The sequence below is a fragment of the Rubritepida flocculans DSM 14296 genome, assembly GCF_000425365.1.
Classification (GTDB): domain Bacteria; phylum Pseudomonadota; class Alphaproteobacteria; order Acetobacterales; family Acetobacteraceae; genus Roseococcus; species Roseococcus flocculans.
The window spans coordinates 26036-46946 of sequence record NZ_AUDH01000021.1 but is presented as its reverse complement, the minus strand read 5'-3'; the positions used below and the strand labels follow the sequence as shown (position 1 = coordinate 46946).

20 protein-coding genes and 1 tRNA gene are annotated in these 20911 nt (G+C 74.2%); 14 read left to right on the top strand and 7 right to left on the bottom strand.

Annotated elements, in window-relative coordinates; translation table 11 throughout:
* Window positions 1–108 precede the first annotated feature (108 nt).
* Window positions 109–1425, top strand: a complete 1317-nt coding sequence (locus H596_RS0114400) for a dihydroorotase (RefSeq protein ID WP_027285476.1) — start codon at window positions 109–111, stop codon at window positions 1423–1425.
* 7 nt (window positions 1426–1432) lie between these two features.
* Here the strand turns inward: H596_RS0114400 and H596_RS21750 are convergent, their stop codons facing one another.
* Window positions 1433–1804, bottom strand: a complete 372-nt coding sequence (locus tag H596_RS21750) for a hypothetical protein (protein ID WP_051213101.1) — start codon at window positions 1802–1804, stop codon at window positions 1433–1435.
* A 79-nt stretch (window positions 1805–1883) separates the two neighbouring features.
* Here H596_RS21750 and H596_RS0114390 point away from each other — a divergent pair, with 79 nt between their 5' ends.
* The 4 genes from H596_RS0114390 to H596_RS0114375 all read left to right on the top strand — a co-directional run bounded on the left by H596_RS0114390 (window position 1884) and on the right by H596_RS0114375 (window position 6034).
* A complete protein-coding gene (locus H596_RS0114390) occupies window positions 1884–2534 on the top strand; it encodes a tetratricopeptide repeat protein (RefSeq protein WP_027285475.1) in 651 nt (216 codons plus the stop codon).
* A complete protein-coding gene (locus H596_RS0114385; protein ID WP_037301564.1) occupies window positions 2534–3889 on the top strand; it encodes an outer membrane protein assembly factor BamB family protein in 1356 nt (451 codons plus the stop codon). The genes H596_RS0114390 and H596_RS0114385 overlap by 1 nt, the downstream gene beginning before the upstream one ends.
* Window positions 3890–3895: 6 nt before the next feature.
* Window positions 3896–5278: a ribosome biogenesis GTPase Der gene (gene der, locus H596_RS0114380; protein WP_027285473.1), complete on the top strand. Its 1383-nt coding sequence runs from the start codon at window positions 3896–3898 to the stop codon at window positions 5276–5278.
* Window positions 5279–5353: 75 nt separating this feature from the next.
* On the top strand, window positions 5354–6034 hold the full coding sequence (locus tag H596_RS0114375; protein WP_027285472.1) for a 3-oxoacid CoA-transferase subunit A: 681 nt from the start codon (window positions 5354–5356) through the stop codon (window positions 6032–6034).
* 11 nt (window positions 6035–6045) lie between these two features.
* On the opposite strand, the gene H596_RS0114370 is transcribed toward H596_RS0114375, so the two are convergent.
* The 3 genes from H596_RS0114370 to H596_RS0114360 are packed head-to-tail and all read right to left on the bottom strand — an operon-like array spanning window position 6046 to window position 8949.
* Window positions 6046–6681 (bottom strand): DNA-3-methyladenine glycosylase family protein, encoded by a 636-nt coding sequence (locus H596_RS0114370; protein WP_027285471.1) that lies wholly within the window; start codon window positions 6679–6681, stop codon window positions 6046–6048.
* 4 nt (window positions 6682–6685) lie between these two features.
* Window positions 6686–8077: an L-lactate permease gene (locus tag H596_RS21745; protein WP_037301561.1), complete on the bottom strand. Its 1392-nt coding sequence runs from the start codon at window positions 8075–8077 to the stop codon at window positions 6686–6688.
* Window positions 8074–8949: a DMT family transporter gene (locus tag H596_RS0114360; RefSeq protein ID WP_245584018.1), complete on the bottom strand. Its 876-nt coding sequence runs from the start codon at window positions 8947–8949 to the stop codon at window positions 8074–8076. Before H596_RS0114360 ends, H596_RS21745 begins: the two co-directional genes overlap by 4 nt.
* Before the next feature lie 85 nt (window positions 8950–9034).
* On the opposite strand from H596_RS0114360, the gene H596_RS0114355 reads away from it, so the two are divergent.
* The 3 genes from H596_RS0114355 to H596_RS0114345 all read left to right on the top strand — a co-directional run bounded on the left by H596_RS0114355 (window position 9035) and on the right by H596_RS0114345 (window position 13435).
* Window positions 9035–10921, top strand: coding sequence for an AMP-binding protein (locus tag H596_RS0114355; protein WP_027285469.1), 1887 nt, complete (start codon window positions 9035–9037; stop codon window positions 10919–10921).
* Entirely contained in the window at window positions 10918–11688 is a 771-nt protein-coding gene (locus H596_RS0114350; RefSeq protein WP_027285468.1) for an enoyl-CoA hydratase, read from the top strand. Before H596_RS0114355 ends, H596_RS0114350 begins: the two co-directional genes overlap by 4 nt.
* A gap of 121 nt (window positions 11689–11809) precedes the next feature.
* Window positions 11810–13435: an acyl-CoA synthetase gene (locus H596_RS0114345; RefSeq protein ID WP_027285467.1), complete on the top strand. Its 1626-nt coding sequence runs from the start codon at window positions 11810–11812 to the stop codon at window positions 13433–13435.
* Window positions 13436–13470: 35 nt separating this feature from the next.
* Here H596_RS0114345 and H596_RS0114340 read toward each other — a convergent pair whose 3' ends face one another.
* Window positions 13471–14490: a tripartite tricarboxylate transporter substrate binding protein gene (locus H596_RS0114340; protein WP_051213097.1), complete on the bottom strand. Its 1020-nt coding sequence runs from the start codon at window positions 14488–14490 to the stop codon at window positions 13471–13473.
* A 218-nt stretch (window positions 14491–14708) separates the two neighbouring features.
* On the opposite strand from H596_RS0114340, the gene H596_RS0114335 reads away from it, so the two are divergent.
* The 5 genes from H596_RS0114335 to H596_RS23025 are packed head-to-tail and all read left to right on the top strand — an operon-like array spanning window position 14709 to window position 18615.
* Entirely contained in the window at window positions 14709–16205 is a 1497-nt protein-coding gene (locus H596_RS0114335) for a metal-dependent hydrolase family protein (protein ID WP_084602811.1), read from the top strand.
* A gap of 4 nt (window positions 16206–16209) precedes the next feature.
* Complete coding sequence (locus H596_RS24880) at window positions 16210–16332, top strand: hypothetical protein (protein WP_281168386.1); 123 nt, start codon at window positions 16210–16212, stop codon at window positions 16330–16332.
* 33 nt (window positions 16333–16365) lie between these two features.
* Window positions 16366–17025, top strand: coding sequence for a thiamine phosphate synthase (gene thiE / locus H596_RS0114325; RefSeq protein ID WP_027285464.1), 660 nt, complete (start codon window positions 16366–16368; stop codon window positions 17023–17025).
* Window positions 17015–17884 (top strand): PhzF family phenazine biosynthesis protein, encoded by an 870-nt coding sequence (locus H596_RS0114320; protein ID WP_027285463.1) that lies wholly within the window; start codon window positions 17015–17017, stop codon window positions 17882–17884. Before thiE ends, H596_RS0114320 begins: the two co-directional genes overlap by 11 nt.
* Window positions 17884–18615 (top strand): FkbM family methyltransferase, encoded by a 732-nt coding sequence (locus H596_RS23025; protein WP_051213094.1) that lies wholly within the window; start codon window positions 17884–17886, stop codon window positions 18613–18615. Before H596_RS0114320 ends, H596_RS23025 begins: the two co-directional genes overlap by 1 nt.
* Window positions 18616–18627: 12 nt before the next feature.
* Here the strand turns inward: H596_RS23025 and H596_RS23020 are convergent, their stop codons facing one another.
* The gene (locus H596_RS23020; RefSeq protein WP_051213092.1) at window positions 18628–19074 is read right to left on the bottom strand and encodes a cytochrome c; all 447 of its coding nucleotides are present in this window, start codon (window positions 19072–19074) and stop codon (window positions 18628–18630) included.
* Between the two features lie 94 nt (window positions 19075–19168).
* Between H596_RS23020 and H596_RS0114300 the strand changes: the two genes are divergently transcribed.
* Window positions 19169–19245: transfer RNA gene (locus H596_RS0114300), tRNA-Pro, on the top strand.
* Window positions 19246–19273: 28 nt separating this feature from the next.
* Here the strand turns inward: H596_RS0114300 and H596_RS21725 are convergent.
* The gene (locus tag H596_RS21725) at window positions 19274–20776 is read right to left on the bottom strand and encodes an exopolysaccharide biosynthesis polyprenyl glycosylphosphotransferase (RefSeq protein WP_051213089.1); all 1503 of its coding nucleotides are present in this window, start codon (window positions 20774–20776) and stop codon (window positions 19274–19276) included.
* Window positions 20777–20911: the final 135 nt, after the last annotated feature.

Here is a 20911-nt window from a genome sequence, read left to right as displayed (position 1 = left end):
GCTCGGCCCGGGCAGGAAGGCACCAGCCCAGAGCGCTTCGCCCCGATCCGCCCGCCTGTCCAGCCTCGCGCCGCGGTGCCAGACTGGGCGCGAGCGAAGGAGGCGGAGATGGCCCGTTACGACCTGATCCTGCGCGGCGGCCAGGTGGTGCTGCCCTGGGCGATCGAGCCGCTGGACATCGGCGTGCGCGAAGGGCGCATCGCCGCGCTCGGCGATCTGCGCCGCGCCGAGGCGGAGCAGGAGCTGGACTGCGCCCGTCTGCACGTGCTGCCTGGGCTGATGGACGCCCATGTCCATCTGCGCGAGCCCGGAGACCCGGCGGTGGAGACCATCGCCACCGGCACCAGGGCCGCCGTGCTGGGCGGGCTGACCGCGGTGTTCGACATGCCCAACACCAGCCCCGCCATCACCGATTCCGCGCAGCTCGCCTGGAAGCGCGCCCATATCGAGGGCCGGGCTTGGTGCGACATGGGCCTCTATGTGGGCGCCACCAAGCGCAACATCGCCGAGCTCGGCGCGCTGGAGGCCGAGCCCAATGTCTGCGCCATCAAGGTCTTCGCCGGCTCCTCCACCGGGGATCTGCTGGTGGAGGACGATGCGAGCCTCGAGGCGGTGATGCGCTCCGGCCGCCGGCGCGTCTGCTATCATTCGGAGGACGAGTATCGCCTGCAGGCCCGCAAGGGGCAGTTCCGCTCCGGCCAGCCCCACCGCAACCACATGCTCTGGCGCGACGTGGAGTGCGCCCTGCTGGGCACGAAGCGGCTGATGGCGCTGGCGCGCAAGACGGGCCGCCCCGCGCACATCCTGCATGTGAGCACCGCCGAGGAGCTGGCCTATCTCGCCGATTACCGGGACATCTGCACCGTCGAGGTGCTGCTCAACCACCTCACCCAGACCGACGAGGCCTATGAGCGGCTGGGCGGCTATGCGGTGATGAACCCCCCGATCCGCGACCGCCGCCACCTGGAGGCCGCCTGGGAGGCGGTGCGCAACGGCACGGTGGACGTGGTGGGCAGCGACCACGCCCCGCACAGTCGCGCCGCCAAGGAGCGCCCCTGGCCCGAGACCGCGGCGGGGCTCACCGGGGTGCAGACGCTCGTGCCGCTGATGCTCGACCATGTGAGCCAGGGCCGGCTGAGCCTGCTGCGCCTCGCCGATCTGATGTCGGCCGGGCCAGCGCGCGTCTATGGCGCGGTGAACAAGGGCCGCATCGCCATGGGCTACGACGCCGACTTCACCCTGGTGGACATGGCCGCGAGCCGCGAGATCACCGAGGACTGGATCGCGAGCCCCTGCGGCTGGACGCCCTTCGCCGGCCATCGCTGCCAGGGCTGGCCGGTGGGCGCCATCATCCGCGGCCATGTGGTGATGCGCGAGGGCGAGGTGCTGGGCGCGCCCATCGGCCGGCCCATCGCCTTCCGCTGAGGGCGGCCTAGAGATTCCCCAGCGGCCAGTGCGCGGTGCGGTTCGCCTCCTGGGCGGGGCTGAGCTGGCTCGGCGCGTCCACCACGCCGCGCTGGGCGGGGATGGCGGGCGGGCGCGTCACCCAGCAATCCACATGGCCCAGGCTGCGGGTGCAGAAGGGCGGCGGGCCGGGCGGGGGTTCGGCCGGCGCGCAATAGCTCTGCCCGCGGTCGAGCCGGACCAGCGAGCAGTCCCGCCCCGAGACGCCGCTCACCACCATGTCGGGCACGGTGCGGCCGACCAGGGTGAGGGTGAGCACATTGGCCGCCCCCACCCCGACCAGGGTCGGGCCGTCGCAGGCGGCGAGCAGGGGCGCGAAGGCCAGCAGGGCGAGGCGCATGCCCCATCCAGCCCCGGCCTGCCTTAACGCATCGCGAAGCCCCGGCTATACCCCCGCCCATCATGGAAGAGCGCCGCCCGTGCCGGACCTGATGGACGAAGTGGAGGAGGATCTCCGCGCCGAGCGCGCGAAGCGCCTCGCCCAGCGTTTCGGCGGCCTCGCCCTGGCCGGGGCGCTGCTGCTGCTCGCCGGGGTGGGCGGCTGGCAGGGCTGGCGCTGGTGGGAGGGCCGCCAGGCCGCCGCCGCGGCCGAGGCCTTCCTCTCCGCCGCGCAGTCCGCCGCCGCCGAGGGGGCCGATCTCTCGGCCGCCGCCGAGCGTTTCGCCGCCATCGCGCGCGAGGCGCCCTCGGGCTACCGCACCCTCGCGCGGCTGCGCGCCGCCGCGCTGCTGGCCGAGACGGGCCAGACCGAGGCCGCCCTGGCCGCCTGGGAGGCGCTGGCGGCGGATTCCGGGGTGGAGGCGCTCTACCGCGACCTCGCCACGCTTCTGTGGGGCCTGCACGCGCTGGATTCGGGCGATCCGGCCCGGATCGCCGCGCGCCTCGCCCCGCTCGCCGCCCCGGGTGCGCCCTGGCGCGCCTCGGCGCGCGAGGTGCTGGCGCTCGCCGCGCTGAAGCGCGACGACGCGGCCGAGGCGCGCCGCCAGTTCGACGCCCTTCTCGCCGATGCGGCGACACCCCAGGGGGTGCGCGAGCGCGCCACCCGCCTGCTGCAAGGATTGGGAAGCTGATGCGCCACCCCCTCTCCCGCCGCGCCGCGCTGCTGGGCGCCGCCGGGCTGCTCGCCGGCTGCGAGACGGTGACCGACCTGACCGACCGGGTGCTCGGCACCAGCAAGACGCCGCTGCCGGGCGAGCGCCGGGCGATCCTCGCCGCCACCCGCGCGCTCGAGGCCGATGAGGTGGCCGCCGCGCGGCCCTTCAGCCTGCCCGCGCCGGTGGTGAACACGGAATGGCCCTTCGCCGGCGGCCCGGCCAACCACGCGCCGGGCCATCTCGCCCTGCCGCGCCCGCTGGGCGAGGTGTGGCGGACCTCCATCGGCTCGGGCACCGGCTATCGCCAGCGCCTCACGGCCGCGCCCATCGCCGGGCCGGAGACGGTCTATGCGATGGACGCCTTCGGCTGGATCACCGCGCTCGACGCCGCGCGCGGCGGCCGGCGCTGGCAGACCGACACGCGCCCGCGCCGCGACCGCGACGGCGCCATGGGCGGGGCCATCGCCCTCTCGGGCGACACGCTCTATGCGGTCACCGGGCTCGCGGAGGTGATGGCGCTCGACGCCGCGACCGGGGCGATCAAGTGGCGCGCGCCCATGCCCGCCCCGGCGCGCGGCGGCATCGCCGTGGCGGGCGGGCGCATCCTGGCCCCCACCGTCGAGAACCAGCTCCTCGCCTTCTCGACCGAGGACGGCAGCCGCCAATGGGTGTTCCGCGCCACGCCGGTGCTGGCGCTCATCGTGGGCCAGCCGAGCCCGGCGGTGGAGGGCGAGGTGGCGGTGGCCGGCTTCGCCTCGGGCGAGATCGTGGCGCTGCGCGTGCCCGACGGGCGCGTGGTGTGGAACGAGAGCCTGGGCGCCTCGCGCGCCGCGGCCGCCTCCATCGCGGACATCAGCGCCATCACCGCCCTGCCGGTGATCGACCGCGGGCGCGTCTTCGCCATCGGCATGGGCGGTGCGGCCACCTGCCTCGACTTCCGCTCCGGCCGCCGGGTGTGGGAACGCGACATCGGCGGCACCGTCACCCCCGCCGTGGCGGGGGAATGGCTCTTCGCCCTCTCGCGCGACGCCGAGATGGTCTGCCTCGGCCGCGAGGATGGCCGGGTGCGCTGGATCACCCAGCTTCCGCGCTTCCAGAACGAGGAGCGCCGGCGCAACCCCATCGCCTGGGGGCCGCCCCTCGTCGCGGGCGGGCGGGTGCTGGTCACGGGCAGCCATGGGCAGATGCTGGAGATCGCCGCGGCCTCGGGCGAAATCCTCTCGCGGCTGCGCCTGCCCGCCGGCGCGACCATCCAGCCCGCCATCGCCAACAGCAGCGCCTATGTGCTGACCGACAGCGGCAGCGTGGTCTGCCTGCGCGGCGTGGGCTGACCCCGCATGGGCGAGCGCGACGCGCCCGCCGCGTCCGGCCTGCCGGTGGTGGCCATACTGGGCCGGCCCAATGTCGGCAAATCCTCGCTGTTCAACCGCCTGGTGGGCCGGCGCATCGCCATCGTGGACGATGTGCCGGGCGTGACGCGCGACCGGAAGGAAGCCCCGGCCCGCATCGCCGGGCGCGAGGTGCTGCTGGTGGACACGGCCGGGCTCGAGGAGGCCGCGCCCGACACGCTCTTCGGCCGCATGCGCGCCTCCAGCGAGGTGGCGCTCGAGAGGGCGGATGTCGCCCTCTTCGTGGTGGACGCGCGCAGCGGCCTCACCGCGGCCGACCGCGCCTTCGCCAACTGGCTGCGCCGCGCGCGCCGGCCGGTGATCCTGGTCGCCAACAAGGCCGAGGGGCGCGCCGGCGCGGCCAACGCCATGGAGGCCTATGAGCTTGGCCTGGGCGATCCCATCGCCGTCTCGGCCGAGCATGGCGAGGGCGTCGCGACGCTGATGGAGGCCATCGCCGAGCACCTCCCCGCCCCGCCCGACGAGGCGAAGGAAGAGGACGCCGAGGGCGCGGAGAAGCCGCTGCGCATCGCCATCCTCGGCCGGCCCAATGCCGGCAAGTCCACGCTGCTGAACACGCTGATCGGCGAGGAGCGCATGATCACTGGCCCCGAGCCGGGCCTGACGCGCGACGCCATCGCCTCGCATTTCCGCGACGCGGAGGGCCCGGTGCGGGTGGTGGACACGGCGGGCATGCGCAAGCGCGCGCGCATCGCCGACCGGCTCGAGGAGATGAGCGTGGCCGCCTCCATCGCCGCGCTGCGCGAGGCCGAGGTGGTGGTGCTGGTGCTGGACGCCACTCTCGGCCTCGAGGAGCAGGATCTGCGCATCGCGCGGCTGGCGGAGCGCGAGGGCCGCGCCCTCGTCATCGCGCTCAACAAATGGGACGCGGTGGAGGACCGCGCGGCCGCCCGCGCGCGCGTCGGCGATGCGCTGGAGAGCTCGCTCGCGCAGCTCAAGGGCGTGGAGGTGGTGACCATGTCCGCCGCCACCGGCGCGGGCGTCGAGAAGCTGATGCCCGCGGTGCGCCGCGCCCATGAGCGCTGGAACCGCCGCATCGGCACCGGCGCGCTGAACCGCTGGTTCGAGCAGGCGCTGGCGCGCCACGCGCCGCCGCTGGTGGATGGCCGCCGGCTCAAGCTGCGCTACGTCACCATGCCCAAGGCGCGCCCGCCCACGCTGGTGATCTTCGGCACGCGTGCGGAGCTGCTGCCGTTCGAGTACCGGCGCTACCTGCTCAACGGATTCCGCGCCGAGTTCGACATGCCGGGCGTGCCCATCCGCCTGCAGCTCCGCGGCACGGAGAACCCCTATGCGGAGAAGGAGGAGTAGGCGGCCGCCCCCTTGGAGATTCGCCCCCGCCGTTTCACACTCGCCCGCGCCCGCAGGACCTTCCGGGAGGAAAGCGTGATCAACAAGATCGTCGCCTCGCTGGCCGAGGCGCTGGCCGGCGTGAAGGATGGCTCGACCGTGCTCATCGGCGGCTTCGGCAGCGTGGGGCAGCCCGATGCGCTCATCGAGGCGCTGATCGAGCAGGGGGCGAAGGATCTGACCTGCGTGGCCAACAATGCCGGGACGGGGCGCGTGGGGCTCGCGCGGCTTATGGAGCTCGGCCGCGTGCGGAAGATCATCTGCTCCTTCCCGCGCAGCGCGGGCAGCGTGGTGTTCGAGGAGCTCTACCGCGAGGGGAAGATCGAGCTCGAGATCGTCCCCCAGGGCACGCTGGCCGAGCGCATGCGCGCCGCGGGCGCGGGCATCCCCGCCTTCTACACCGCGACCAGCGTGGGCACGCTGCTGGCCAAGGGCAAGGAGGAGCGCGAGTTCGGCGGCCGCAAATACGTGATGGAGCACGCGCTCAAGGCCGATGTGGCGCTCATCGAGGCGTGGGAGGCGGATCGCTGGGGCAACCTGACCTACAACCAGTCCGGGCGGAACTTCAATCCGGTGATGGCCATGGCCGCCGACCTCACCATCGCCCAGGTGCAGCACATCCGCGAACTGGGCGAGATCGACCCCGAGCGGGTGGTGACGCCGGGGATCTACGTGAACCGCGTGGTGCGGGTGGATCGCGGGCCGCCCTGGGCGTGACGTGGCCGCGGCTACACCGCCGTCACCTTCACCTTCTTCGCCTCATCGGCGGCGCGCCAGAGATACCAGGCGGCCACGCTGCGCCAGGGCCGCCAGGCCGCGCCGATCGCGGCGAGCTCGCGCGGGCGGGGCTGCGCCTCGGCGCCGGTGAGCAGGCGCCAGCCCTCGCGCACGCCGAAATCGTCCACCGGCAGCACGTCGGGCCGGCCGAGCGTGAAGATCAGCAGCATCTCCACCGTCCATCGGCCCACGCCGCGCAGCGGCAGCAGGCGCTCGACCAGCGCCTCATCGGCCATGGCGGCGGCCTCGGCGAGGCTCGGCACGCGGCCCGCCGCGCTGGCCTCGGCGATGTCGCGGATGGCGGCGCATTTGGCGGCGGAGAAGCCGCAGCCGCGCAGCGCCTCCTCGGGCAGCGCGGCGAGCAGGCGCGGCGGCGGAAAGCCGCCTTCGGGATGCAGCGCGATGAGGCGCGAAAGCATCGCCTCCGCCGCGCGGCCATGCACCTGCTGATGCGCGATGGCGCGCACCAGCGCCTCATAGGGCTCGCGCGGCCGCGGGGCGAGGGTGCAGGGCCCGATGCGGCGCACCAGCCCGCGCAGGCGCGGCGCGCGGGAGAGCTTGCGTTCGGCCGCGCTCCAGTCGGTCATCGCCTCACCTCATGAGCCAGAGCGCCGCCGTGCCCACCAGCACGACGAGCAGCATGGAGGGCCAGAGCAGCCGCCACACCTGTGCGGGGCGCGTTCCGTCGGCCAGCAGGGCGCAGAGCATGGCGGTGACGCCCACGCTCATCCCCGCCCCCGCCGCCCCGGCGAAATTGTGCATGGCGGGCGCGAGCAGCGGCGGCAGCCCCAGCACCTGGCCGAGCGCGGCCTGCACCGGCATCAGCGCCGCATTCGCCCCGACATTGGAGCCGGTGACGAAGCCCGCGAGGAAGCCCATGGGCGCCATGGCGAACAGCGCGACCTCGCCCTTGCCCTGCACCATCGCCTCGGCCAGCGCCCGCGCCACGCCGCCCTCGGCCAGCCAGCGGCCGAGCAGCACATAGAGGAACAGCACCGCCATCGGCTTGCGCGCCCGCGCCATGGCCGAGGCGAGACGCGCCCGCGCCTCGCCGCCGGCGAGCAGCAGGCCGAGCGCCACCACCCAGAGCACGACCGCGACATGGGTGAGCGGGAAGGCCGGCAGCTCGGGAAAGGGCCGCCAGGCGGGCGGGTTCGGCACGGCGCGCGCGGCGAGCAGCGCGGCGGTGAGGAGCAGATAGGGCAGGGCGGCGCGCAGCGCGGCGCGCGCCTCGCGCGGCGGGTCCGCGCGCCAGAGCGCCCAGAGCGCGACGCCGCCGCTCGCCAGCACGCCCACCAGCTCGAAGGGCACGAGGGCGTGCAGCGCGATGAGCAGCAGGCCGAGCACCAGCAGCATCAGCGCCTGCACGGCCTTCTCGCGCGGCGGCACCGCCAGCCCCGCGCGCGCCTGCAGCCACCACAGCACGGGGGCGAGCAGCAGCAGCCAGGCCGCGCTGGCCCAGGCCGCCAGCGCCGCGGCCGCATGGGGCGAGACGCCCGCCAGCGTCGCGCCCAGCAGCGTGCCGGGCCCGAGCCCCCCCCAGGGCACCAGCACCAGCGCCTGCGCCGCGAGCGCCACCGCCACCGCGCCGCCGATCTTCATGGCCCGCAGCGCGGCCAGCGCGAAGACGGCGCCCACCGCGAAGCCCGTGACGCTCTCCAGGAAGCAGCCGAGAGGCAGGCTCACGGCGAAGACGCGCGCCGGGCTGGGCGGGCGCGCCTCGGCGGCGCCGCGCCGCTCCACCGCCGCGTGGAAGGCGAGCCCGCCCGCCACGATGGCCATGGGCTGCAGCGCGAGCCAGGCGGCCGAGAGGCTCGCCCCCGGCAGGAAGCCGGCCAGGCTCGCGCCCGCGGGCAGGCTGGCCGCGATGGCGGGCAGGGCGAGGGCGAGCGCCACGCCGCAGGCGGCGACGGGCCCCGCCCGCCCGCTCGCCAGTAGCGCGAGGAGCACGAGAAGCGGCGCGGCCTGCAGCGCGAGCGTCATCGCCGCCTTGCCTCGGCGATGGTGACGATCACCGCCCCCGTCAGGATGATCGCCGCCCCCGCCAGCGCCCAGAGATCCGGGATTTCGGCGAAGAGCAGCCAGCCGAAGCCCATGATCACGACGAGGCGCAGATACTGGAAGGGCGCCACCGCGCTCGCCTCGCCCGCGCGCAGCGCCTCGGTGACGAACCAGATGATGCCCGGCGTGAGCAGGCCGAAGACGAGCAGGATCAGCGCATCCCCCGCGCCGATGGGCCGCCAGCCCCAGAGCGCGAAGGGCAGCACGCAGAGCGAGGTGACGAGGCCCACCCAGGCCAGCACCGTCTCCGTGCGCTCGGTGCGCGAGAGCATGCGCGAGGTGAGGGTGATGCCGCACCAGGCCAGCGCCGCGCCGAGGGCGACCAGCGCGCCGAGCACCGGCACCTCCGTCCCCGGCCGCAGCATCACCGCCACCCCCGCGAGCCCGATCAGCGTGCCTGCCCAGCGCGCCGCCCCCACCCGCTCGCCCAGCACCGGCCCCGCCAGCATGGTCGTGAACATCACGTTGGTGAAGCTGAGCACCGTGGCGGTGGCGAGGTCGAGAAAGGCGAAGGAGAGGAAGTAGAGCCCCCAGGTGGCGGCCGAGGAGAGCCCGCGCAGCAGGTGCAGCCCCGCCCGCCGCGTGCGGAAGACGGCAAGCCCGCCCGCCGCGATCAGGGGCAGAACCCAGACGAGCTGTCCCAGGGAGCGGGCGAGGAGCTGGGTGGTGGTGGGGATGCCGCGCTCGCTCATCCAGCGGATGAACAGCGCCTCCACGGCGAAGAGCACGGCGCCGAGCGACATCAGGATGGCGCCCCGCAGATTGCCGGGCAGGGACGCGAAGCGCCGGAACATGCGCCCATGGTGCGGCCGCGACGCTTGCGAAGCAACGCCCGCGGGCGCAGTTTTCCGGCAAAGAGGCAGGGAAGGAGGGCGCGTCATGTCCCGCTACGAGGAGGCCTATGCGGCCTGGCGGAACGATCCGGAGGGCTGGTGGCTCGAGGCCGCCCGGGGGATCGACTGGGCCTGCCCCCCCTCCCGCGCCTTCGACCCCTCGCTCGGCCTCTACGGCCGCTGGTTTCCCGACGGCAGGCTGAACACCTGCCACAACGCGCTGGACCGCCATGTGGCCGCGGGCCGGGGCGCGCAGGCGGCCCTGATCTACGACAGCCCGATGACGGGCCGGAAGGAGCGCATCAGCTACGCCGCGCTGCAGGGGCGCGTGGCGCGGCTCGCGGGCGCGCTGGCCGCGCGCGGCATCGGCCGGGGCGAGCGCGTGATCATCTACATGCCCATGGTGCCCGAGGCGGTGATCGCCATGCTGGCCTGCGCGCGGCTGGGGGCGATCCACTCCGTCGTCTTCGGCGGCTTCGCGGCCGCCGAGCTCGCCGCGCGCATCGAGGACGCCACGCCCAAGGCGATCATCAGCGCGAGCTGCGGGCTCGAGCCCGGGCGCATCGTCGCCTACAAGCCGCTGCTGGATGCGGCCATCGGCATGGCCGCGCACAAGCCGGATTTCTGCCTGATCCTGCAGCGCGAGCAGGCGCGCTGCGAGATGATCCCCGGCCGCGACCTGGACTACGCCGAGGTCGAGGCCGCCGGCGCGCCGCACCCCTGCGTGGAGGTGGCGGCCACCGATCCGCTCTACATCCTCTACACCAGCGGCACGACGGGAAAGCCCAAGGGCATCCTGCGCGACAATGGCGGGCATGCGGTGGCGCTGCATCGCTCCATGTCCATGATCTACGGCATGGCGGCGGGCGAAGCGTTCTGGGCGGCCTCCGACGTGGGCTGGGTGGTGGGGCATTCCTACATCGTCTATGCGCCGCTGCTCGCGGGCTGCACCTCGATCCTCTACGAGGGCAAGCCTGTCGGCACGCCCGATCCCGGCGCCTTCTGGCGGGTGTGCGCGGAGCATGGCGTGAAGCTGCTCTTCACCGCGCCCACCGCCATCCGCGCCATCAAGAAGGAGGACCCGGAAGGCAGGCACCTCGCGCGCCACGACCTCTCGAAGCTCGAGGCGCTCTACCTCGCGGGCGAGCGCTGCGACCCGCCCACCGCCGAATGGGCGGCGGAGAAGCTCGGCAAGCCCGTGGTGGATCACTGGTGGCAGACCGAGACGGGCTGGCCCATCACCGCGGGCTTCCGCGAGTTCGGCCTCTTCCCGCCGCGCCCCGGCGCGGGCGGCAAGCCCACGCCCGGCTTCGAGGTGCGCGTGCTGGACGCCGCGGGCCAGGAGCTTCCGCGCGGGCGGGAGGGCGCGCTGGTGGTGAAGCTGCCGCTCCCGCCCGGCTGCGCGCCCACGCTGTGGAACGCCGATGCGCGCTACCGCGAGGCCTATCTCTCCACCTTCCCCGGCCATTACGACACCTCGGACGCCGGGATGATCGACGAGGAGGGCTTCGTCTGGGTGATGGGCCGCACGGACGACATCATCAACGTCGCGGGCCATCGCCTCTCCACCGGCGCGATGGAGGAGGTGCTGGCCAGCCACCGCGACGTGGCGGAATGCGCGGTGGTGGGCGCCGCGGACGCGCTGAAGGGCCAGGTGCCCGTCGGCCTCGTCGTGCTCAAGGCCGGCGTGAACCGCGAGGAGGCGGAGGTGGCGCGCGAGCTCGTCGCCCTGGTGCGCGAGCGCATCGGGCCCGTCGCCGCCTTCAAGGACGCGCGGGTCGTGCCGCGCCTGCCCAAGACGCGCTCGGGCAAGATCCTGCGCGCGACCATCCGGAAGATCGCCGACGGGCAGGCCTACAGCGTCCCGCCCACCATCGATGACCCCGCGATCCTCGAGGAGATCGCCGCCGTGCTCGGGAGGGCCCACGCATGATCCGGAGCGAACGCCGCAACGACGGGGTGGCGCTGATCGTCCTCGACCGACCCGCCCAGCGCAACGCGCTCTCCCTCGCGATGCTGGAGGCGCTGCGCGACGCGCTGGCGGAGGCCGAGAGCGCGCGCTGCGTCGTGCTCGCCGCCGAGGGGCCGGCCTTCTCGGCCGGGCATGACCTGCGCGAGCTCACCGCCGCGCGGGCCGAGCCGGATGGCGGGCGCGCCTTCTTCGCGCGCACCATGGCGCTGTGCAGCCAGGTGATGCGCCAGGTGGTGGAGCACCCGGTCCCGGTGATCGCCGCCGTCGAGGGGGTCGCCACCGCGGCCGGCTGCCAGCTCGTCGCCTCCTGCGACCTCGCCGTGGCCGCCCCCACCGCGCGCTTCTGCACGCCGGGGGTCGACATCGGGCTGTTCTGCTCGACCCCGGCCGTGGCGCTCGCGCGCAACCTGCCGCGCAAGGCGGCGATGGAGATGCTGCTGACGGGGCGCTGGGTGGGGGCCGAGGAGGCGAAGGCGCTCGGCCTCGTCAACCGGATCGCGGCCGACGCGCGGGCCGAGGCGCTCTCCCTCGCCGCGCAGATCGCCGGCCGCAGCCAGGTCGCGGTGCGCATGGGCAAGCGCGGCTTCAACGCCCAGTGCGCGCTGCCGCTGGCCGAGGCCTATGACGAGGCGAGCCGCGTGATGACGGAGAACCTGATGGCCGCCGACGCCGCCGAGGGCATCGGCGCCTTCCTCGAGAAGCGCCACCCCCACTGGCAGGACCGCTGACGGTGCGACATCCAGCCAGCGCCACAAACCCGACAGCCGCGCCGCGCACCGCCAGCTTCGTTGTTGGCGGGCCGATTCACGCTGCTGTCGCAAGACGACAGCAGCGATCGGACCACAGACCATGAGCGCCCAGGACTTCGACGCCCTTCCCCGCCAGCCGGCGAACCACCAGCCGCTGACGCCGCTGCTCTTCCTCGAGCGGACGGCGCAGGTGTTTCCCGACCACCCGGCGGTGGCCTATGGCGCGATCCGCTATGGCTACCGCGCGCTGCGCGACCGCTGCGTGCGGCTGGCGCACGCGCTGACGAAGCTCGGCCTCGGCCGCGGCGACACGGTGGCGGTGCTGCTGCCCAACATCCCCGAGATGGTGGAGTGCCATTTCGGCGTGCCCATGGCGGGCTGCGTGCTGAACACCATCAACACGCGCCTCGACGCCGCGACCATCGCCTACATCCTCGACCATGGCGAGGCGCAGGCGCTGATCCTGGACCGCGAATGGGCGCCGGTGGTGCGCGCCGCGCTCGCGCAATGCCGCGCGAAGCCCGCCATCATCGAGGTGAACGACCGCGAGGCGCCCTCCCACGAAACGCTGGGCGGGCAGGACTACGAGGCCTTCCTCCAGCAGGGCGACCCGGGCTTCGCCTGGCCCCTGCCGGCGGAGGAATGGGACGCGATCGCGCTCAACTACACCAGCGGCACCACCGGCAAGCCCAAGGGCGTGGTGTATCACCACCGGGGGGCGTATCTGCTCGCCACGGGCAATGTGATCTCGGCCGGGATGGGGCGGCATCCGCGCTATCTCTGGACGCTGCCGATGTTCCACTGCAACGGCTGGTGCTTCCCCTGGACCATCACCGCCATGGCGGGCACGCATGTGTGCCTGCGCGCGGTGCGCGGGCCGGCCATGTGGTCGCTGATCGCGGGCGAGCGCGTCACGCACATGTGCGGCGCGCCCATCGTGATGAGCACGCTGCTGCAGACGCCGGAGAAGGAGCAGCGCCACCTGCCCGGCCCCGTGACCTTCGTCGTCGCCGGCGCGCCGCCGCCCGAGGCGGTGCTGGCCGCCATGCGCCATGCGGGCTTCTCGGTGCTGCATGTCTATGGCCTCACCGAGGTCTATGGCCCGGCCGTCACCAACGAGTGGCACGCCGAGTGGGATTCGCTGCCCGCGCCCGAGCAGGCGAGGCTGATGGCGCGCCAGGGCGTGCGCTACCTGCCGCTCGAGGGGCTCGAGGTGATGGACCCCGCGACCATGACGCCCATCCCCGCCGATGGCGTGGCGATGGGCGAGGTGATGTTCCGCGGCAATGTCGTGATGAAGGGCTACCTGAAGGATCCGGAGGCGACGGAGAAGGCCTTCGCCGGCGGCTGGTTCCACTCCGGCGACCTCGCGGTGAAATACCCCGACGGCTACATCCAGCTTCGCGACCGCTCGAAGGACATCATCATCTCCGGCGGCGAGAACATCTCCTCCATCGAGGTGGAGGACGCGCTCTACAAGCACCCGGCGGTGGCGGTGGCGGCGGTGGTGGCGCAGCCCGACGAGAAATGGGGCGAGGTGCCCTGCGCCTTCGTCGAATTGAAGCCCGGCGAGAGCGCGACGGAGGCGGATCTCATCGCGCATTGCCGCACGCTGCTGGCCGGGTTCAAGGCGCCCAAGCGCGTGGTGTTCCAGGAGCTGCCCAAGACCAGCACGGGCAAGATCCAGAAGCACATGCTGCGCGCGGCGGTGCGCGCGACGGGGTGATCAGCCGGCGAACCCTCGTACAGCCGGCCGCCGCATCAATCCCCGCGGATGTTCCGCTCGCGGATGATCTGCCCCCACTTAACCGTCTCGGCGCGCACGAAGGCCGTGAACTCCTGCGGCGTGTTGCCGCCCGTCGTCACGCCATCGGCGGCGAAGCGCTCGCGCACGCGCTCGCTGCGCAGCTCGCCCGCGAAGGCGGCGTGGATGGCCTGAACGAGCTCCGGCGGCGTGGTGCCGGGCGCGAAGAGGCCGAACCAGTTCACCACCTCGAAGCCCGGGAGATTCGCGGCCTCGGCGATGGTCGGCACATCGGGCAGGGCGGGGCTGCGCGCCGCGCCCGAGACGGCCAGCGCCCGGAAGCGCCCCGCGCGGATCTGCGGGATGGCGGAGGAGGGGTTGTCGAACATGCCCGGGATGGTGCCCGCCACCACATCCGCCACCGCCGCCGAGCCGCCGCGATAGGGCACATGGGTGATCTCCGCCCGCGCCTCGCGCGAGAGGAGTTCGGTCGCCATGTGCGGCAGGGTGCCGTTGCCGCCGGAGCCGAGCTGCATCGCGCCGGGCCTGGCGCGCGCGAGCGCCAGGAACTCGGCCAGCGTGCGCGCCTCCACCCCCGGATGCACCACCAGCACCAGCGGGTTGGAGACGACGAGCGTGACGGGCGCGAAATCCCGCACCGGATCATAGGGCAGGCGCGGGGCGAGGGTGACGTTGGTGGCGAAAGGCGCGCCGGTGAGCAGCAGCGTGTGCCCATCGCCCGGCGCGCGGGCCACCGCCTCGGTGCCCACGATGGTGCCGCCGCCCGCGCGGTTCTCCACGACGAAGGACTGGCCGAGGGATTCCTGCAGGTTCGCCGCCAGCAGCCGGGCTGCGATGTCGGTGATGCCGCCCGGCGTGTAGGGCACGATGATCCGCACCGGGCGGGCGGGGCGCCAGCCGCCCTGGGCCGCGGCGCCGCGCGCGAGGCAGGGGGCGGCGAGCCCGGCCCCGAGGCCGAGCAGAAGCGCGCGCCGGCCGGGCGCGAGGGCGGGTGACGGCGTGCGGGCTGCGGTCATGAGGGCGCTTCCGTTCCGTGTGGGCATGCGAACCGCCGCCGCGTATCGCCGGCGAGTCCTTAACAAAGCTTTCAGGGCCGGGAAGCGGCCTGCGACGCCCGCCTCATGCCAGCGGCCGCTGTCTCCGACCCGTGCGAAAGCGCCCGCCCGTATCAGTCTCCGATTCCGCCCCCGCCCGATCCGCTCTAACCTCCGCGCAACGGCGGAGGCGGGCGGCGATGGCATGGCGAGGGCGGATCACTCCGGCGCGGGGCGCGCTGGTCTGCGACGGCGCGGCCACCCCCGCGCCCTGCGGCTGCGCCAGCCCCGAGGCCCATGCGCTCTGCGCCCGCCTCTCCGAGGATCTCACGCGCCGCATGCTGCTGGGCGGCGGCATGGCGGCGGCGGTCGCGGCCTTCGCGCCCGCCTCCGCCCAGCCCGCCTCCGCCCAGCCCGCCTCCGCCCAGCCCGCCGCCTCCGCGCCGCGGCTGCTGCTCGCCAACCTGCGCCTGTTCGACGGGGTGACGCGCCGCCTGCGCGAGGGGGTGAACATCCTCATCGAGGGCGAGCGCATCATCGCCCTGCCCGGCGCGGGCGAGGCGGTGGAGGGCGCCCTGGTGCGCGACTGCGGCGGGCGCCTCGCCATGCCGGGGCTGATCGACGCGCACTGGCACAGCATGCTCTGCGCCATCCCGCAGCTCGCGGCCATGACGGCCGAACTCGCCTTCGTGCACATCGTCGCGGCGCGCGAGGCCGAGCGCACCCTGCTGCGCGGCTTCACCACGATCCGCGACGCGGGCGGGCCGGCCTTCGCGCTCAAGCGCGCCATCGATCTCGGCCTGATCCCGGGGCCGCGCATCTACCCCTCGGGGGCGATGATCTCCCAGACCTCGGGCCATGGGGATTTCCGCCTGCGCCAGGAGGTGCCGCGCGCCGCGAACGCGCCGCTCAGCCAGGCGGAGCTCGGCGGCATCGGCGCCATCGCCGATGGCGAGGCCGAGGTGCTGCGCCGCGTGCGCGAGCAGCTCCTGCTGGGCGCGAGCCAGATCAAGATCACCGGCGGCGGCGGCGTCTCCTCCGCCTATGACCCGATCGACACGCTGCAGTTCCGCGAGAGCGAGCAGCGCGCGGCGGTGGAGGCCGCCGCCGACTGGGGCACCTATGTCATGTCCCATGTCTACACCCCCGCCGGCATCCGCCGCGCGCTGCGCGCCGGGGTGCGCTCCATCGAGCACGGCCAGCTCTGCGACGAGGAGACGGCGCGGATGATGGCGGGCGAGGGGGTGTGGTGGAGCCTCCAGCCCTTCCTCGCCGACGAGGACGCGAACCCGAAATCCGACCCGGCGAGCGCGGCCAAGCAGCGCGAGGTGGCGGAGGGCACGCTGCGCGCCTTCGAGTTCGCGCAGCGTTTCCGCGTGAACATGGCCTGGGGCACGGACATCCTGTTCTCGCCCGAGAGCGTGGCCAACCACGGCCGGCAGCTCGCCAAGCTCACCCGCTTCTTCGACCCGCTGGAGCTGCTCGCCATCGCCACCGGCCGAAACGGGGCGCTCTGCGCGCTCTCGGGCGCGCGCAACCCCTATCCCGGGCCCATCGGGGTGATCGCGCCCGGCGCGATGGCCGACATCCTGATCGCCGAGGGCGAGCCTGCGCGTAGCCTTGATTTCCTCATGGACCCCGCGCGCAACCTCAAGCTGATCCTCAAGGGCGGGCGCATCCACAAGGACGGGCTGTAGCGCCATGGCCGGCCCGCGCCTTTCCTGGCTGGCCGGGCTGCTCGCCGCGCGCCGCGGCGAGGGCCCGCCCCTCGATCCCCGCGCGCTCGGGGCGCTGCGCCAGGCCTTCGGCCCCTGGCTCGAATAGCCGAATCCCGCGATCCGCGCTGAGCTTGCGGCCATGAGCCCCGACCGCTGCCGCCTCTACCTCATCACGCCCCCCCGGCTCGAACCCGGCTTCGAGGAGCGGCTGAAGGCCGCCCTCGGCGCGGGCGACGTGGCCTGCCTGCAGCTCCGCCTCAAGGACGCGCCCGAGGCCGAGGTGGCGCGCTGGGCCGAGCGCCTCATGCCCATCGCCCAGGCCCATGACGTGGCCTTCCTGCTGAACGACGACGCGGCGCTGGCCGCGCGGCTCGGCTGCGATGGCGCGCATCTCGGCCAGGGCGATGGCGACCACGCGGCGGCGCGCCGGCTGCTCGAGGGCCGCATCCTCGGCATCACCTGCCATGCGAGCCGGCACCTCGCCATGCTGGCGGGCGAGGCGGGGGCCGATTACGTGGCCTTCGGCGCCTTCTTCCCCACCACGACCAAGGAGGCGCAGCACCGAGCCACGCCCGACATCCTGGAATGGTGGAGCGGGCTGATGGAGATCCCCTGCGTCGCCATCGGTGGCATCACGGCCGAGAACTGCGCGCCGCTGGTGCGCGCGGGGGCGGATTTCCTGGCCGTGGTGGGCGCGGTGTGGAACCATCCCGAGGGGCCGGGCGCGGGGGTCGCGGCGATGAACGCCGCCATCGCCGCCGCCATCGCCGCCGAGGGGGGCGCGCGCGATGGAGCTTGAGTTCGACACGACCGACGTCTTCACCACCCGCCGCTTCGGCGGCAACCCGCTCGCCGTCGTGCACGGGGCGGATCACCTGGACGCCGCGCGGATGCAGGCCATCGCGCGGGAGTTCAACCTCTCCGAGACGGTGTTCGTGCTGAACTCGGGCGTGGCGGATGCGCGCATCCGCATCTTCACCCCGGTGCAGGAGCTGCCCTTCGCCGGCCACCCCAATGTGGGGGCGGCGGTGATCCTCGCGCGCCGCAAGGCCACCCAGGCGGAGGTTCTGCGCCTCGAGCAGCCGGCGGGCATCGTGGCCGCCCGGCTCTCGCGCAACGCGGGCGGGACGGTGGTGGCCGCCGAGATCGAGGCGCCCGGGCCCTTCGCCGCGGGGGCGGGGCTCGATCCGGCCGCCATCGCCGCCTGCTGCGGCCTGCCCGAGGGGGCGCTGCACCTCGGCGCGCACCGGCCCCTGCTCGCGGGCTGCGGCCTCGATTTCGCGCTGGCCGAGCTGCAGGACGCCGCGCTGCTCGCCGAGGCCGCGCCCGATCCGGCCGCCTTCCGCCGCCTGTTCCGCCGCCCCACCGGGGTGCTGCTGCACGCGCCGTTGGGGGTGGGCCGCCGCCGGGCGCGGATGTTCTCGCCCATGGACGGCATCCCGGAGGATCCGGCGACCGGCAGCGCGGCCTGCGCGCTGGCGGGGCTGCTGCTGCAGCTCCACGGGGGGGCGCGGCTCTCGCTCGAGCTCGAACAGGGGGTGGAGATGGGCCGGCCCAGCCTGATGCAGCTCTCGGCCGAGCGCGATGGGGCGGGCGCGATCCGCGCCCGGGTGGGCGGGGGCGTGGTGCCCGTGGCCTCGGGCGTGCTGCGCCTGTGATGGAGGAGCTCGACTTCCACCGCGCCCTGCACCGGCCGGGCACGCTGCTCGACATCGGCGCGCATGACGGGCTGCTGACCCACCCTTTCGCGGCGCTGCCGGGCTCGCGCGTCATCGCCTTCGAGCCGCTGCCCGCGGCGATGGCGCGGCTGCGCGCCTCCTTCGGCGCCGCGCCGCCGCCGCATGTGACGCTGCGCGAGGAGGCGCTGGGTGCGGCGGAGGGCGAGGCGGTGCTGACCCTGCCCGTGCTGGAGGGCGTGCCGGCCGAGCAATGGGCCTCCCTTGCCAAGGACTATGCGGGCCATGCCGGGCTCGGGCGGCAGGCGCATCGCGTGCGCGTCATCGCCCTCGATTCGCTGGCGCTTCAGGACGTCACCGCCATCAAGCTCGACGTGGAGGGGGCGGAGGAGGAGGCGATCGCCGGCGCGGCCGCCACCCTCGCCCGCTGCCGGCCGGTGCTCTCGGTGGAGATCGAGGAACGGCACCGGCCCGGCAGCACGCGCCGGGTGCCGGCGCAGCTCGCCGCGCTCGGCTATGCGGGCTGGTTCTGGCTCGGTGGGCGGCTGCAGCCCTTCGCCGCCTTCGACGCCGCGACGATGCAGGCGGCGAGCCCGGATCCGAGCGTGTTCGCCGCCTCGGACCCCTATGTGTTCACTTTCTTCTTTCTGCCGCGCGAGGCGGAGGCGGCGATGCTCGCCCGCCTCGCCGCGGCCGGCTTTCCCGCCGGCTGAGCGCCGCCCGGATCAGCGCGCCCGGTAGGGGCGGTGGCAATCCCCGCAGGCCGCGCCCGCCGCCTGCAGCGCCTGGCCGAAGGCCTGGGCGTTGCCGCCGGCCGCCGCCTCGCGCAGCGCGGCGAGCCGCGGGGCGAGCGCCGCCTCCGCCCGGTCGAAGCCCGCGCGATCCGTCCAGATGGCGGGCAGGGCGCGCGTCTCGATGCCCGGCGCGCCCTGCTGGGTGCCGGCAGGGAAGCGCTGGCCGAAATTCACGAAGAAGCGCTGCACCGCCTCGATGCGCTCCACCGCCGGGCGCGGATCCCCGCCCGAGCGGGCGATGGCCTGCAGCGCCTCCATGTGCTGGCCCACGGCGCGCAGCCCCTCGCGCCGTTCGGTGACGATGCGGGCGAGGTCCGCCTGGGCGGCGGCGGCGCCGATCATGGCGAAGAGGCCAAGCCCCGCGAGAAGAAGCTTCATTCCGGGCATCTCCCTTGAACTGCCGGCATGCAGCCTATCCCATACCCTGGCTTGCCGACCAAGCCTCGTGACGGTATCAGGACGCCCGCCGCGCCGGAGTGTAGCTCAGCCTGGTAGAGCACTGTGTTCGGGACGCAGGGGCCGGAGGTTCGAATCCTCTCACTCCGACCAGCGCGGCCGCCCTCCTTCCCCACACGGATCACACGCTGCGCCATTCGTGGCGCCGCGCCTCGAAGGCGTCCCGCCCCAGCATGAGGATGGCGGCGGTGCGGGCGATGATCCGCAGATCGAGCCAGAGCGACCATTCCGCGACATAGGCGAGGTCATGCGCCAGCACCTCGCGCGCCATGCCCATCTCCTCGATGGTGCCCGAGAGCCCGTTCACCTGCGCCCAGCCCGTGATGCCCGGCTTGAGGCGGTGGCGCGCGCCATAGCCCGGCAGGGCCTCCTCGATGGGCACGCCCCGCACCTCCATGCGCGGCACATGCGGGCGGGGGCCGACGAAGCTCATCTCGCCGCGCAGCACGTTGAACACCTGGGGCATCTCGTCGATGCAGGTGGCGCGCAGGAAACGCCCCACCCGGGTGATGCGCCGGTCCGTCCCCTTCACGCCCACGCGCCCGTCATCGGTCGGATCCCATGTCAGGGTGCGCAGCTTGAAGATGCGGAACGGCCGGCCGAAGCGGCCCACCCGCGTCTGGGTGAACAGCACGGGCCCGGGGCTGTCGAGGCGGATGGCGAGGGCGGCCAGCGCCAGCACCGGCAGCAGCAGCAGCCCCGCCACCGCCGCCAGCGCGTAGTCCATCGCCGTCTTCGCCAGCATGCCGCCGGCGGGGATGGGCTGGCGCACCAGCCGCAGCGCCGGCTGGCCGGCGATCAGCGAGACCGGCGCGCCCTGCGGGGCCTCGTTCTCGCCCCCGAGCAGCACCAGCACGTCGGAGGAGAGCCACTGCACCTGCTGGATGGAGCGCAGGATGTCCAGCGCGCGGCGAATGGGCAGCGCGATGACGATGATGTCGATCCGCTCCTCGGCCGCGCGCTCGGTGAGGTCGCGCACCGTGCCGACCACGGCCACGCCCGCCACCGCCTCGGGCCGGCGCGTGGCGTCGCGGTCGTCGAAGATGCCGATGATGTCGGGGCGCTCCTTGTTCCCGGGCGCGGTGAGGCGGCGGATCAAGCCGTCCGACACCTCGCCCGCCCCGATCACGGCGATGCGCCGGCGCAGCCAGCCCGCCTGCACGCCCTGCCGCGCCACGGCCGAGACCAGGATGCGGGTGGGCAGCAGCAGCGCCGCCGCGAGCGCCGGCCAGAGCAGCACCGCCCCGGCCGCGGCCTCGCCCAGGGCGAGGAAGGCGAGCAGCGTCGCCGCCCCGCCGACCAGGGCGGGCACCAGCAGCGCCTCGGACGTCGTCCAGGGCGTGTGGAGAATCTGGGCAAGGCGGATCGGCGAGAACTGGCGCAGCGCCACCGCGCCGAAGGCCACCAGGGCGAGCGCCATGAGCGAGGCCTCGAGCGGCGTGAACACCGCCCGCGTCGGCTCCGTCAGGCGCCAGAAGAAGCCGGCGGCGGCCAGCGCCAGGATGTCGGCCAGCGCGGCGATCTGCAGATAGGAGGGAACGGGCGAGGGGGCGCCGGCGCGCGGGGGGGGCTGGGTGGGGGCCGCCGGGCGGGCTTCGCTGCTTGAACCGACCGAGGGCTCCATGCGCCTTCCCTGGAGGGCGGGGAAGCGGCGGCGCAGCCTTCTGCCGCCAGCATCCTCCGGGCGCTCGACTGCGCGCTCGGGCGATGATTGGGCATGCGCGGCGGGGCGACAAGCCCGATCTTGGGGGCGCGGCGC

What these genes read in the sequence shown, in the direction of transcription:
- H596_RS0114400 (WP_027285476.1), top strand. Translation starts at nt 109, where the DNA reads ATGGCCCGTTACGACCTGATCCTGCGCGGCGGCCAGGTGGTGCTGCCC.
- H596_RS21750 (WP_051213101.1), bottom strand. Translation starts at nt 1,804, where the DNA reads ATGCGCCTCGCCCTGCTGGCCTTCGCGCCCCTGCTCGCCGCCTGCGAC.
- H596_RS0114385 (WP_037301564.1), top strand. Translation starts at nt 2,534, where the DNA reads ATGCGCCACCCCCTCTCCCGCCGCGCCGCGCTGCTGGGCGCCGCCGGG.
- der (WP_027285473.1), top strand. Translation starts at nt 3,896, where the DNA reads ATGGGCGAGCGCGACGCGCCCGCCGCGTCCGGCCTGCCGGTGGTGGCC.
- H596_RS0114370 (WP_027285471.1), bottom strand. Translation starts at nt 6,681, where the DNA reads ATGACCGACTGGAGCGCGGCCGAACGCAAGCTCTCCCGCGCGCCGCGC.
- H596_RS21745 (WP_037301561.1), bottom strand. Translation starts at nt 8,077, where the DNA reads ATGACGCTCGCGCTGCAGGCCGCGCCGCTTCTCGTGCTCCTCGCGCTA.
- H596_RS0114360 (WP_245584018.1), bottom strand. Translation starts at nt 8,949, where the DNA reads ATGTTCCGGCGCTTCGCGTCCCTGCCCGGCAATCTGCGGGGCGCCATC.
- H596_RS0114355 (WP_027285469.1), top strand. Translation starts at nt 9,035, where the DNA reads ATGTCCCGCTACGAGGAGGCCTATGCGGCCTGGCGGAACGATCCGGAG.
- H596_RS0114350 (WP_027285468.1), top strand. Translation starts at nt 10,918, where the DNA reads ATGATCCGGAGCGAACGCCGCAACGACGGGGTGGCGCTGATCGTCCTC.
- H596_RS0114345 (WP_027285467.1), top strand. Translation starts at nt 11,810, where the DNA reads ATGAGCGCCCAGGACTTCGACGCCCTTCCCCGCCAGCCGGCGAACCAC.
- H596_RS0114340 (WP_051213097.1), bottom strand. Translation starts at nt 14,490, where the DNA reads ATGACCGCAGCCCGCACGCCGTCACCCGCCCTCGCGCCCGGCCGGCGC.
- H596_RS0114335 (WP_084602811.1), top strand. Translation starts at nt 14,709, where the DNA reads ATGGCATGGCGAGGGCGGATCACTCCGGCGCGGGGCGCGCTGGTCTGC.
- H596_RS24880 (WP_281168386.1), top strand. Translation starts at nt 16,210, where the DNA reads ATGGCCGGCCCGCGCCTTTCCTGGCTGGCCGGGCTGCTCGCCGCGCGC.
- thiE (WP_027285464.1), top strand. Translation starts at nt 16,366, where the DNA reads ATGAGCCCCGACCGCTGCCGCCTCTACCTCATCACGCCCCCCCGGCTC.
- H596_RS0114320 (WP_027285463.1), top strand. Translation starts at nt 17,015, where the DNA reads ATGGAGCTTGAGTTCGACACGACCGACGTCTTCACCACCCGCCGCTTC.
- H596_RS23025 (WP_051213094.1), top strand. Translation starts at nt 17,884, where the DNA reads ATGGAGGAGCTCGACTTCCACCGCGCCCTGCACCGGCCGGGCACGCTG.
- H596_RS23020 (WP_051213092.1), bottom strand. Translation starts at nt 19,074, where the DNA reads ATGAAGCTTCTTCTCGCGGGGCTTGGCCTCTTCGCCATGATCGGCGCC.
- H596_RS21725 (WP_051213089.1), bottom strand. Translation starts at nt 20,776, where the DNA reads ATGGAGCCCTCGGTCGGTTCAAGCAGCGAAGCCCGCCCGGCGGCCCCC.